The following is a 13808-nucleotide window of genomic DNA, read 5'->3' as shown; positions in this document are numbered from 1 at the left end:
AACCTAACGTATTAAATTAATTACATGAATATCCGTTTAGCACTAATCATCGTTATTATATCGTGTCAATTCGCTTTTGCTCAAAAGTTTGAAGATGGTCCGTTTAAAACCTATTATAAATCAGGAGAGCTGAAATCCGAAGGAAACTATGTAGATAGTAAAAGAGATGGAAAGTGGGTTGATTATTATAAGAGCGGACAAATTTCTAAGATTCATAACTATGATAAAGGGAAATTTTTGCCAAATTCAATTTCCTATTTTGAAGACGGAACCGTAAGCTATGAAATCAAAAAAGAAGGCGAGAATGATGTTGCGTTTGGGTATTATGAAAGTGGAAACCTTAAATATAAAAGACAATTAAAACGCGGGTTTTATAAAGAATTCACGGAAGACGGGCGATTAAAAATTGAGGCAAATTATGAGAAGTCAGATTTGTATGGTGTATGGAAATTGTACCACGATAATGGGAATATTGCCTGGGAAGTCAACTACTTTAATGGCTACAGAAATGGTGGTTATAAGCAGTATTATGACAATGGGCAGTTAAAATTAGAAGGTGTGATGATCAAGGAAAAGAAGAAAGGAGAGGAGAAACGTTATACCGAAGAAGGTCATTTAGAATGGAAAGGTTATTACGATAATGATGAATTTGATAAAACCTGGATACGTTACAATGCGTCTAAAAAGAAGGTTGAAAAAATTAAATTTAGAGAAGGCGTTGCTGTAAATACAGATCAAACAGTTTCTTTAGAACCTACACTTGTTCCTGATGGTGTAATAGAGAAAGTGCCATTATATCCTGGCTGTGAATATGTTTACGGAAATAAAGACCGAAAAACATGTATGAGTCAAGCCATTTCCAAATTTGTGGGTACGCATTTTAACACGGGAATTGCTGTAAAAAACGGACTTAAAGGAAGACACCGTATTTATGTGATTTTTAAAATAGGAAAAGAAGGAGAGGTATTTAATGTTCAGGCAAGAGGCCCTCATCCAGCACTAGAACAAGAAGCGATTAGAGTTATCAAATTAATGCCAAAATTACAGCCAGGTTTTCAAAAAGGAAAGCCTGTAATCGTCCCTTATTCGTTACCTATTTTGTTTCAAGTTCAATAATTAAAACACGACTATTATGAAACTTATTATCAGACTTTTAATTACCGCAGGAATCGTCATGTTATTAGCACATTTTCTATCAGGAGTAGACGTGACTAATTTTACAGCAGCACTTATTGTAGCTGTGGTTCTGGCTTTGCTTAATGCTATTGTTAAGCCCATTCTGGTTATTTTAACCATACCCATTACGATGGTGACCTTAGGCTTGTTTTTATTTGTCATTAATGCGTGTATCATTTTATTAGCAGATCGATTTATTGATGATTTTGATGTTGATGGCTTTTGGGTTGCCTTATTGTTTAGTATTCTATTATCCATCTCGCAGTCTATTGCCTATTCGCTTTTAAAAGAGGAGAAAGAATAATTCCAATCTGGAATTATTTTTAATTAACATTTTAAATAGTTGTTGTTTTTAGAATATTTTCTATATTTGGTTACCCTAATAATTAGTTTAATTGATTTTGTTAACTGAAATTTAATTTAAAACTATTTATACATGAAACACCTGTTTAAGCACACACTCCTTTTCTTAGGAATAGTTGTAATGACCTTTAGTTGTCAAAAAGAAAACCTTGATGAACAGGATCCAAATAATAATCTTGAAGAAGATGGCAACACTTTATTCAAAAAAGGAAAGCTTTATGAATACACTCAGGTTAAAGATTTTGTTAAAAGCTTAAAAACAAAAAAAAAAATTGAGGACATACATTTTAGAACAGGTTTAGAATCAGAGAACGGTTTTATTATTTTAGAACATCAAGAGATCGCTATTCATAGTGGAGACGAATACAACACGTATACAATTCCAATTGTAAAGCATCAGCAACTAGAAGGGACATTTAGTAATTTGGTTGTACAATTTAAAGTAGCTTCAGACTCTACAAGCGCTTATATATTGACTTATAAACCAAATTCTGGTTATTTGGACGCCTATGCTTTAGATAATCAAACACCTTTTTCTGGTCAAGTATCTTATGAATCTTTAAATTATGACGGTAGTTTAGATGGATTAAATGCTAGGCGATTTTGTCAGACTGTTCATATATCTTATTGTAATTGGGATCAAGGTACACAAGGAGCTGTTCATTTAGCAGGATCTAATTGCACTCCAAGTTTTACTTGGGTAGAGTCCTATCAAATTTGTGATTACTCTAGTCCAACTGGTGACCCAGAAACTATAGAGCCACCAGAGGGTTCTGGTGGAGGTGGTGGAGGCTCTTCCAGTTCGCCAAACACAGGAAACAGTACATCAACAATTCCTGCTGATTTAATTAGTGAAGTTGTCACTATCTTAAATTTAAATACGTCAAATAACCAACAAGAGTTAGTATGGTTAAATACTTTTTCAAACTTTCCTGAAGTGATCAGTATGTATTTGTATTTAAAACAAAATGAAGATTTTTTAGGAAATATTACTCAAGAGGATAAAGACTTTGTTGAAGCTGTAATTGAAGCAATGATTGAAGATGATGATTTGGAATTTGAATCTTTAAAAACTTGGGTAGATGGTATGGATAAAAAATGCCAAAGGAATGTACTGTTTATGTCAATTATGAAAGTTAATTCTACCTTCACAAACATGATTAAGAGTGATTATATTATTTCTGAAGATAATGATATCAAAATTTCTGATTTATCAGTAGGTCAAGGTAACCCTCCATTGGTAACTGGATCAGGTGCTGGAACGGACCCTAACCCAGGAAGTAATACAGAAACTAATGCTGATGTAATTGATATAAATTTTAATAATACTCATTTAGATAAAGCTACTAATCTAGGTTTTGTTAATACTTTTTATCATGAATTACTACATGCTCATATTTATCATTTATATCATGATGATGAATTGTTGACTGAATACCCTAATTATACAACATTAAAAATAGCTTTAGATAATTGGTTTGCAAATCCTAATGATACTACAAAAGAAAATATTGCTCAACAAGAATTGCATAATATATATGTTGATTTTATAGACGATCTAGCAGATAGTTTACATAAATACTGTATTGAAAATAATATTGGTGGAGTAGATTTAATTTATGCCAAAAAATTGGTTTGGGGAGGTTTAAATGGATATGATGTATTCAATGATGATGATAACTTAACACCGGCAGAACGAACTGAAGCACAAACATTGTTAGCATATGAAAACTTTAACAACACACAAAATGCAAAAGGAACAAAAACATGTAATTAGTATATTAATCATTTTTTTATTGATTATTTTTAATTGTAATTCGCAAGATGTAAACGATGATTATGTTATCTTAAATAAGATCATTGAACTAACAAGTGTTTCAAAAGGCGATAGTTATAATCTAAGGAAAAGAATCAATGCAGATCAAAGTGATTTGCTGAAATATTATGATTACCGATTTTTAAACAAACCTTTTTATACCATTCTCAAGGACTATAATGAAGAAAAGGATTCAATAATATATGATAGTGAAAAAATACAAGAAAAACGAAAAAATAGGTGGGATTTAAAATGTAAATTAGTTGACAGCCTATTTACCAAATATGATATTGAAAATTTTATTAAACCACATGAAATGTTGTCTTTTTGGGAAAAGGATAGGGTCAATAATGCTAGCTTAGTAAAAAACACGGGAAATTATATATCTAGACCTTATTATAGAGAAGATTATAAATATGCAATTGTTTTGCATTATTATAATGGTAAAAAAACACTATATATTCTTAAAAATAACGAAAAACTAGGATGGCATTACTTTTCAAAAATTGATAACCTTTGGTTTTAATCTAGTTCTTAAAATCAATCACTTAAACTATTGTTGGGTTGCAAAAAAAATCGTATTTTTGCAGCCCTTTTTAATACCCAATTTTGGGTTTAGTATAGAAAAAAATGAATATTACAAGAGAAAACATCGATGCATTAAATGCAGTGGTAAAAGTTGATATCGCTAAAGAAGATTACAGCGATAAAGTAGAAAAAATATTAAGCGATTACCGTAAATCGGCTAATATACCTGGTTTTAGAAAAGGACATGTGCCAATGACTATGGTAAAAAAGCAATATGGTAAAGCCGTTTTAGTTGATGAGGTTAATAAGCTTTTACAAGATGCTTTAGGTAAGTATTTAACCGAAGAAAAATTAGACGTTTTAGGTAACCCTTTACCGAAGCCTCAAGATGATTTAGATTGGGATGCTGATGCCTTTTCTTTTGAGTTCGAATTAGGTTTAGCACCTGAGTTTGAAGTGGACTTAAAAAGTAAAAAAGCAATCACGCATTACAATATCGTTGCCGATGACAAAATGCTAGACAACCAAGTTGAGCATATTAGAAAGCAATATGGTAAAATCGTATCTGAAACAGAAGTAGCTAAAGATTCAGAAATTACAGGTGTATTTGCTAATGAAGAGAAAGCAATCAATAACTCGACTACCATTACTCTGGATAAATTTAAAGGTAAAGCAACCGAGAAAAAATTTATAGGAGCTAAAGTTGGTGATGTGGTGACATTAAAAACAAAAGGGTTGTTTGAAGATGATCACGATTTAATGACATTTTTAAAAGTATCTCACGACGATGCTCACGGTTTAGATATCGAAGTAACGTTTACAATTAACGAGATCAACTCGAGAGAATTAGCAGATTTAGATCAAGAATTGTTTGATAAACTCTTCGGAAAGGGAATCGTAACCTCTGTAACCGAACTTAAAGAAAAAATCAAAGAAGATTCTGAAAAGCAATTTGCTCAACAAGGCGATCAAAAGCTATTAAATGATGTTACTGAATATTTAGTAGAAAACACAAAATTTGATTTGCCAGCAGAGTTTTTACAAAAATGGATGCAAACAGCAGGTGAAACCGAAATGGATGCAGAGCAAGCTAAAGAAGAATACGAAAAATCTGAAAAAAGCATGCGTTACCAGTTAATTGAAGGAAAATTAATCGAAAAATATGACCTTCAGGTGCAGTTTGAAGACTTACAAAGCCATGCTAAAGAAATGATTAAAGCACAAATGGCTCAGTTTGGTCAAATGAATTCTACTGATGAAGAATTAGATGGTATTGCAGCAAGAATCCTATCAAATAAAGATGAGGTGAAGCGATTATCAGAACAATTAATGAGTACCAAATTGTTAAACCTTTACAAATCCGAAGCTAACTTAAAGACAAAAGAGATAACTTACGATGATTTTGTAAAAGAGTTCTATAGTTAAGCGTTTACATTATAAATTAGTATATTTAAAGCGTAAAACGGAATGGTTTTACGCTTTTTGTTTCACAATAAATGATTTAAGAAAAATCTATGGATTACGGAAAAGAATTTGAAAAATTCGCAATAAAAGATCAAGGTATAAGTAGTACATATTACAATAAAATTGTAAGTAGTATGTATCCTACAAGTATGACGCCTTACATCATAGAAGAGCGTCAGTTAAATATTTCTCAATTGGATGTGTTTTCACGTTTAATGATGGATCGCATTATCTTTATGGGAACCGCAATAAATGATCAAATTGCCAATATTATACAAGCACAATTATTGTTTTTAGAAAGTGCTGATGCCTCTAAAGACATTCAGATATATATCAACTCTCCAGGAGGTAGTGTTTATGCAGGTTTAGGTATTTATGATACCATGCAGTTAATCAAGCCTGATGTAGCGACGATTTGTACAGGAATGGCTGCTTCAATGGGAGCCGTGTTATTATGTGCAGGTGAAAAAGGAAAACGTAGTGGTTTAACGCACTCTCGAGTCATGATCCATCAACCATTAGGAGGTGCTCAAGGTCAGGCTAGTGATATCGAAATTACAGCTCGTGAAATTTTGACCCTCAAAGAAGAATTGTATAAAATAATTAGTAAGCATTCTGGACAGGATTACGACAAAATTTATGAAGATAGTGATCGTGATTACTGGATGAAAGCAGAAAAAGCTAAAGAATACGGAATGATAGACGAAGTACTATCTAGAGGATAACATTATACTTCGGAACGCGTAGTGCTTTTATTGTAACAGCATTACTATCATTTGAATTTAAATCGGGAAATCGCGTCGTCGGTTTCTTAGTAGAGAAGTTAATATTGATTTATGGCAAAGGAAGAATTAGAATGTTCGTTTTGTGGACGAAAAAAACCTGAAACCAATCTGTTGATTGCTGGTTTAGATGCGCACATCTGTGATCGCTGTATCGAACAAGCACATGGTATTGTTTTAGAAGAATCTAAGCAATCTGATAATGCAGAGTTGTCTTCAGAATTAATGCTTAAAAAACCGCAACAGATTAAGTCTTTTCTCGATGAATATATCATTGGTCAAGAATATACTAAAAAAGTCATGTCTGTTGCCGTTTATAACCACTATAAACGTTTACTTCAATCGCCTACAGATGATGAAATTGAAATTCAAAAGTCAAACATCATTATGGTGGGACAAACAGGGACAGGTAAAACACTTATGGCTAAAACAGTAGCCAGAATGCTTAATGTGCCTTTAGCTATTGTTGATGCTACGGTTTTAACTGAAGCTGGTTATGTTGGTGAAGATGTTGAAAGTATCTTGACGCGTTTATTACAAGCGGCCGATTACAATCTTGAAAAAGCCGAAAAGGGAATTGTTTTTATTGATGAAATTGATAAAATTGCACGTAAAAGCGATAACCCGTCGATAACTCGAGATGTTTCGGGTGAAGGTGTGCAGCAAGCCTTATTAAAATTACTGGAAGGAACTGTAGTTAATGTACCACCAAAGGGCGGACGTAAGCATCCTGACCAAAAATTTATTGAAGTTAATACAGAACATATCTTATTTATTGCTGGTGGTGCCTTTGACGGTATTGATAAAAAAATATCAAAACGTTTAAATTTAGCTGCGATAGGATACAAAGCAGCCCACGATGGCGATGCTTTAGATACTAATAACTTATTGCAGTATATTATACCTAAAGATTTAAAAGACTTTGGTTTAATCCCAGAAATTATTGGGCGTTTACCTGTATTGACCTATATGGATCCTTTAGACGCAAATACGCTGAGAGCCATTTTAACCGAACCTAAAAATGCCATTATCAAACAGTATAAAAAATTGTTTGAAATGGACGAAATCGAGTTTACAATTACCGAAGGCGCTTTAGACTATATTGTAACAAAAGCGATTGAGTATAAGCTAGGCGCAAGAGGATTGCGTTCGCTTTGCGAAGAAATCTTAACCGATGCGATGTTTGAAATGCCTAGTTCTGATGAGAAAAAACTAAACGTTACGAAGTCGTACGCCGAAAATAAGTTAACTAAATCAACGCTTAAAAAGTTAAAAGCAGTTTCTTAAGTGAATTTGATTTATTGACTATAAAAAAGAAACCACTCTTTCCCGAGAGTGGTTTTTTATTTGGATTTAAAAACTAATATTGCAGAACAATATCTAAACTATTTTGTGTCATTTTTAAGTCTTAACTCAGCTAATTTATAAGCTTCTATTTCTTTAAGACTTCGTAAATATAGTTGCATTAATCTCAGAATAAAAATGACTTTGTATGGTTTTGGATGAATACTATTAAATACTCGTTGTGTGGGAAAATACTGTGTATTTCATCGGATTTTAAAGAGTTTTTTAAACCGAGTAATGAGATTAAGAGTAAAATAGCAGATTAAGATCGTGTATTTAACATAAGAAGCTCATCAAGATACTCTCTGCTATTAGATAATCTCGGAATTTTATGCTGACCGCCAAGCTTATCGTGTTGTTTTAGCCAATCGTAAAACAACTGTTCTCTTGCCACATGAACTGTTGGCATATTTAAAGTCATGTTATTTAAACGCTTTGCCTCATAATCTGAGTTTAATGACTTTAACTTTGAGTCCAGTAATTCATTAAATGTATTGAGGTCTTTTGGAGGTGTTTTAAATTCTATAAGCCATTCGTGAGAGCCTTTAGACTTACCATTCATAAAAATGGGAGCAGCTGTATACTCAACAATTTCAGATTGTGTAGAATGACACACCTCTCTTAATGCGTCTTCAGCATTTTCAATAATTAATTCTTCGCCAAAAGCATTAATATGGTGTTTGGTTCTACCAGACACTTTTATGCGATATGGGTTTATAGATGTAAAGCGTATGGTGTCTCCAATTTTATAACGCCAAAGACCAGCGTTAGTGGTGATAATCACCGCGTAGTTAACACCAATTTCAACGTCGCTTAACGGAATTACCTTCTGGCTAGGAGTTCCGTAGGTGGTCATTGGAATGAATTCATAGAAAATTCCGTAGTCGAGCATTAATAATAATTCACTGCTATTGTTTTGGTCTTGGATAGCAAAAAAGCCTTCCGAAGCATTGTAAATTTCATAATACTTGAAATCTGATTTCGGTAAAATCGCTTTATACTGATCAACATAAGGCACAAAACTAACGCCTCCATGAAAGTAAACCTCGAGGTTAGGCCAAATGTCAAATAAATTGTCTTTTCCGGTACTGTCTAAAATAGTATTAAGTAATACCAGCATCCACGACGGAACACCCGCTAAACTCGTAACGTTTTCATTTCTCGTTTCATCAACAATTGCTTGCATCTTGGTTTCCCAATCGCTCATCAAGGAAACTTTATTACTTGGAGTGCTACTGAATTCGGCCCAAAATGGCATATTATCAATTAAAATAGCCGATAAATCCCCAAAAACAGTCCCATTTTCTTTGTACAATTCTTTGCTTCCTCCTAACCGTAAACCTTTACCAGTGAATAGTTGTGAGTTTTCGTTATTATTGAGATACATACACAGTAAATCCTTACTAGCAGCATAATGACAATCTTCTAGAGATTCACTGCTTACAGGGATGAATTTACTCTTGGCATTTGTGGTGCCACTTGATTTAGCAAACCACTTTATGGGATTAGGCCAGAAAATATTGTTTTCTCCACGACGTGACCGTTCAATCATGTCTTTGCAATCCTCATAAGAGGATATAGGAATACGTTCTGAAAATGTGCTGTAATTGCTAATAGAATTGAAATCATACCGCTTACCAATTTCAGTATCTTTAGCTGTTGAAAGAAGCTGAAATAGTAATTCATTTTGGACTTCATTTGGGTATTTTAAAAACAATTCAATTTGATGAAATCGTTTTTTTAAAAACCACGAAGCAATAGAATTTACTAAGGGAATCGGCATTTTTTTTGGTATCTTTAAGTTTTAAAAATAATACTTTTTTTTATATGTTTTATCAAGGTGTTTTAACAAAAATGCAAACCGAGTTTGCAGAGCCAATTCAATACTATTTAATATTAGACAGTGATTTCCTGAATATGAATCAGTTATTGGATAAAACACTTACGATGGAATTTGTAAAATACCAATGTTTGAAGTGCGGATTAAACAAACCTATTTACAGACAAGGCTTTTGTAAGGACGACTTTTTTGATATTCCACAAGCGGGAGATTGGATCATGCGTCCAGAATTAAGTACAGCGCATTTAGGAAAAGAAGATCGGGATTTGGACTATGAAAAAAAGGTGCAATTGCAGCCTCATATTGTCTATTTAGCTAATTCGAGCAATGTAAAAGTGGGTGTGACCAGAAAGTTACAAGTTCCTACACGATGGATTGACCAAGGAGCTCATGAAGCGATTGAAATTGTAGAAGTGCCTAACCGCTATCTTGCTGGAATTACCGAAGTTGCACTTAAAGATCATGTGGCCGACAAAACCAATTGGCGAAAAATGCTGAAGAACGACATAGAAGATGAAAATTTAGTTGAATGGCGAGAGCGCTTAAAAACGTTCATACCAGAAGAAGCAAAAGCCTATTATATTGCTTCAAATTCTGAAACCCATTTGCAGTTTCCAGTTCATAAATACCCTGAAAAGCCTAAAAGTTTAAATATCAAAAAAGAGCAGTCATATACAGGAAAACTAGTTGGTGTTAAAGGGCAATACCTCATTTTTGATGATAATACAGTTTTTAATGTAAGAGCAAATGAAGGTTTGGTTGTTAAGTTTCAAATACATTAAAACACCCAAAAACCTGAATAGTTAAAGCAAAAAAAAAGACCTTTCAACTAGAAAGGTCTTTTGCGTTTTATCTCACGATTATTTTAGTGCGATAGTTGTAATTATCTTTGGTTTCTAAGTTGAGAATATACATTCCCGAATCAAGATTCAAAGGTATCGAGAGTCTACCGTCTAAGGTTTGTGTCGATCTATAAACTGATTTGCCTGTGATGTCAATTAAAGATATGTTGGCGTCATCAAGCGTTTTATTACTTAAAATAGTCAGTTCATTCACAATAGGATTTTTCTCAACTTTGATTGAAACTAAGTTTTCAAAATCGGTGTTTGACAATGTTTCAGGGATGATTTCACTAAGTGCGAATATCACATTCTCTTCGGTTAATTGTACGTGATCTTCGTTGTCATCTGGCATATGCCAATTCACAAAAGGTGTACTGTTTAATGTATCCCCTGTGCTATCAGGTTCACCTAAATCAATATCGTGAAACCAATTCACTTCATTTGCTGGAGCAACGTCCAGAGCCATACCACTTACGGAAGGGATATAGCTGAATTTATTTAATTGTAATTCGGTTAAAACACTGCCAACCAATCCTTCAGTATCTAAACCTTCAGTAAATGCTGATAGATTAAAGAGTCCTCCAGAAGCAGCATCAACACCATCTGAAAACGCAGGCGCTAATGATTCCACTTCGGCATCAGCAACTGTAAACGGAAATATAACAACCGTTCCAGTGACTAAAATTTTACTAATCACTTCTTGATTTCCAGACGTAGGTGTCAGATTAATTTGAAGTGTTGCCGTAATATTACTTGCAGGAGGAATATCAGGTAAGCTTAAATCGACAATATTTAACACTGAAAATCCAGGTGTTACAGGCGCTCCATTTATGTCCTGAAATGGTGTGCCAATTCCGCTACCATTTATAATGGCAACATTTCTTGTGTTTTGAGGATATCCGGTCGGTGATAAATTATTAATGTTAGTATCAAAAGTAGTTCTGTAAGGGTGAGCTTCAGGTAACACCTTAGTGGCATCAAACAGAAAAAGGCTACCGTTTTCTAAGTGAGTCTCAAAATGATCGACTAATAATTGTCTTGCAGCTGGAGATTTTAATAAGCCATTCACTACAGGTTGAAGTTCTTCTATATTAACACCATCACCTAAACCATTAGCTAAATAATTAAACTGGTGTTGAAATCCTAAAGGAATATTAGCACCTAAGTGAGGCGCATCAAAAGACATCCATAAACGTGTTTCATGATCAGGACCTCCATTATTTGCTTGTTCATGTTCCATATAGTTTAATGCATATCTGGAAATTAAACCACCCATACTTGGGCCGATAATGACTAATTCTTCATCACCAACTTTATCAGCATTCAGTGTGTTAATTAAATCGACAAGCAACATAGCATTACGTTCAATAAAATCGACACCACCATCTACTAAAGTACTACCAGGATAGTCGGCTTCATCAATGACTGTGTCTGCATTAACATCTGTGGCATCATCAAAATTTAATAAGGTGTTATCACTCAATCTAAAATAAACAGGGAAGTTTAAAATAACAACATCAAAACCTTCAGCCCTTACTAAGTCGGCTAAGTTTTGATCACCTCCAGATCCTGTATAGTCTAGTAAATCATAAATACCAGTAATATCTCTGCCATCTGCAGGATCAAAACCATCTAATAAAATGATAGGCTTGTCTAAAACACCAGATTCTGTATCTAGAAATATTTCGTACTCGCCTAAACCAGAAAAGGTTGTCGCGCCAGCATAACCGTTTAAGTCGGCTGCAACAGTTGACTCGAACTCAATAGTTTGCGACTGAGCAAAAAGAGGGAGTGCTAAAAAAAGTAAAGCGTATTTTTTTATCATGATCAATTAATTTTATGATTATGACAACAAGATACAAAGTTTCATTTAGTTAAATAGGTGTCATGTAACGTTTTAGGTTAAAAGGCAAAAAAAATCCTCAAACTGTTAAATTTGAGGATGCTTTTATAGATTGTACAGAGAATTTATCCTAAAAAAGGATAGCGATAATCTGTAGGAGTTACAAATGTTTCCTTAATCATTCTAGGAGAAACCCAACGTAATAAGTTAAGTGCACTACCTGCCTTGTCGTTGGTTCCAGATGCTCTAGCACCTCCAAAAGGTTGTTGTCCAACAACAGCTCCAGTTGGTTTGTCATTGATATAGAAGTTTCCAGCACAATTTTGTAAGGCTTTTGTCGCTTCTTGAATCGCATATCTATCTGTAGCAAGTATAGCTCCAGTTAACGCATACTCGCTTGTTTGGTCAACAAGTTTTAAGGTTTCAGAGTAGTCATTTTCATCGTAAACATAAATGGTGATTACAGGTCCAAATAATTCTGTACACATGGTCGTGTATTTAGGATCGGTAGTGACGATAATCGTTGGTTCAATAAAGTAACCTTTACTTTTATCGTAATTTCCACCAGCAATAATTTCGGCATTACTATCACTTTTAGCTTGATCGATATAGCTTGCTAATTTGTCAAAAGAGCCTTCGTGTATCACAGCAGTAATGAAATTGCTCAAATCTTCTGGTGATCCCATTTTGAATGATTTCGTGTCTTCTATAATACGTTTTTTAACCGTATCCCAAAGATTTGAAGGGACGTAAGCTCTAGAAGCTGCACTACATTTTTGTCCTTGAAATTCGAAAGCACCTCTCGAAATAGCTGTCGCTACTTGAATCGGATTTGCTGTTTTATGAGCGACGATGAAATCTTTTCCTCCTGTTTCGCCAACAATTCTTGGGTAGGTTTTGTAGTTATGAATATTGTTTCCAATTTTTTTCCAAAGTTCTTTAAAGATATGTGTGGAACCCGTAAAGTGTAAACCAGAAAAATCAGGACTAGCCATTACAGTATCTGTAATCATCACAGGATCACCAAATACCACATTAATAACACCATCAGGAACTCCGGCTTCCTTAAATACGTCCATAATCACTTTTGCTGAGAAAATTTGACTGTCACTTGGTTTCCAAACGACTACATTACCCATCATTGCCATGCAAGCAGGAAGATTTCCAGCAATAGCAGTAAAGTTAAACGGTGTTACAGCATAAGTAAATCCTTCAAGCGGACGGTATTCTAATCGGTTCCAGGCACCACTTGTGCTTTCAGGTTGTTCATGATAAATATCGGTCATAAACTGCACATTAAAACGTAAGAAGTCTATCAACTCGCAAGCCGCATCAATTTCGGCCTGGTGAACTGTTTTAGATTGTGCAATCATGGTTGCAGCATTGATCTTCGCTCTGTAAGGTCCAGCAATCAATTCGGCAGCTTTTAAGAAGATTCCAGCGCGCTGTTCCCAAGGTAATTGAGACCAAGTTTTTCTGGCTTCTAAAGCTGTAGATATAGCGTCTTCTACATGAGATTTTTCGGCTAAATGATAGGTTCCAACGATATGTTGATGGTCATGTGGAGCCGACATGGTTTTAGTGTTTCCGGTAGATATATCTTTTCCGTTAATATATAAGGGCACATCAATCTTCGTATTCCACATTTCTTTGTAAGCTGCTAAAACAGCTTCGCGTTCTGGAGAACCCGGCGCATATGATTTAACAGGCTCATTTATAGCTACTGGTACATTGAAAAATCCTTTTCCCATCTTTATTTTGGTTTAAAAATTCATTATTATTTTGAAGCTGCAAAGTTACGATTTTTTGA

Annotated in this window: 11 protein-coding genes; 8 read left to right on the top strand and 3 right to left on the bottom strand. The window is 34.2% G+C overall.

Annotated features, from left to right (window positions below; genetic code table 11):
* The first annotated feature begins 24 nt into the window (after nt 1-24).
* From N4270_RS14990 to clpX, 7 genes are all read left to right on the top strand, one after another.
* Nucleotides 25-1116, top strand: a complete 1092-nt coding sequence (locus tag N4270_RS14990) for an energy transducer TonB (RefSeq protein ID WP_260098161.1) — start codon at nt 25-27, stop codon at nt 1114-1116.
* 16 nt (nt 1117-1132) lie between these two features.
* Nucleotides 1133-1480, top strand: a complete 348-nt coding sequence (locus N4270_RS14985; protein ID WP_260098160.1) for a phage holin family protein — start codon at nt 1133-1135, stop codon at nt 1478-1480.
* Between the two features lie 132 nt (nt 1481-1612).
* The gene (locus N4270_RS14980) at nt 1613-3316 is read left to right on the top strand and encodes a hypothetical protein (protein WP_260098159.1); all 1704 of its coding nucleotides are present in this window, start codon (nt 1613-1615) and stop codon (nt 3314-3316) included.
* Nucleotides 3288-3881: a hypothetical protein gene (locus N4270_RS14975; RefSeq protein ID WP_260098158.1), complete on the top strand. Its 594-nt coding sequence runs from the start codon at nt 3288-3290 to the stop codon at nt 3879-3881. Before N4270_RS14980 ends, N4270_RS14975 begins: the two co-directional genes overlap by 29 nt.
* 104 nt (nt 3882-3985) lie before the next feature.
* Nucleotides 3986-5308 (top strand): trigger factor, encoded by a 1323-nt coding sequence (gene tig, locus N4270_RS14970; RefSeq protein WP_260098157.1) that lies wholly within the window; start codon nt 3986-3988, stop codon nt 5306-5308.
* A gap of 89 nt (nt 5309-5397) precedes the next feature.
* Nucleotides 5398-6072, top strand: a complete 675-nt coding sequence (gene clpP / locus N4270_RS14965; RefSeq protein ID WP_260098156.1) for an ATP-dependent Clp endopeptidase proteolytic subunit ClpP — start codon at nt 5398-5400, stop codon at nt 6070-6072.
* A 111-nt stretch (nt 6073-6183) separates the two neighbouring features.
* Nucleotides 6184-7416 (top strand): ATP-dependent Clp protease ATP-binding subunit ClpX, encoded by a 1233-nt coding sequence (gene clpX / locus N4270_RS14960; RefSeq protein WP_260098155.1) that lies wholly within the window; start codon nt 6184-6186, stop codon nt 7414-7416.
* Between the two features lie 319 nt (nt 7417-7735).
* On the opposite strand, the gene N4270_RS14955 is transcribed toward clpX, so the two are convergent.
* The gene (locus tag N4270_RS14955) at nt 7736-9256 is read right to left on the bottom strand and encodes a GH3 auxin-responsive promoter family protein (protein ID WP_260098154.1); all 1521 of its coding nucleotides are present in this window, start codon (nt 9254-9256) and stop codon (nt 7736-7738) included.
* A 44-nt stretch (nt 9257-9300) separates the two neighbouring features.
* Between N4270_RS14955 and N4270_RS14950 the strand changes: the two genes are divergently transcribed.
* Nucleotides 9301-10095, top strand: a complete 795-nt coding sequence (locus tag N4270_RS14950; protein WP_260098153.1) for a DUF2797 domain-containing protein — start codon at nt 9301-9303, stop codon at nt 10093-10095.
* Between the two features lie 67 nt (nt 10096-10162).
* Here the strand turns inward: N4270_RS14950 and N4270_RS14945 are convergent, their stop codons facing one another.
* On the bottom strand, nt 10163-11980 hold the full coding sequence (locus N4270_RS14945; protein WP_260098152.1) for a T9SS type A sorting domain-containing protein: 1818 nt from the start codon (nt 11978-11980) through the stop codon (nt 10163-10165).
* Between the two features lie 143 nt (nt 11981-12123).
* Complete coding sequence (gene pruA / locus N4270_RS14940) at nt 12124-13749, bottom strand: L-glutamate gamma-semialdehyde dehydrogenase (protein WP_260098151.1); 1626 nt, start codon at nt 13747-13749, stop codon at nt 12124-12126.
* Nucleotides 13750-13808 lie beyond the last annotated feature (59 nt).

Origin of the sequence: Psychroserpens sp. SPM9 (assembly GCF_025153525.1) — a bacterium.
Classification (GTDB): domain Bacteria; phylum Bacteroidota; class Bacteroidia; order Flavobacteriales; family Flavobacteriaceae; genus Psychroserpens.
Note: the sequence above shows the minus strand (reverse complement) of the source record. Positions and strands in the feature narration are given on the sequence as shown.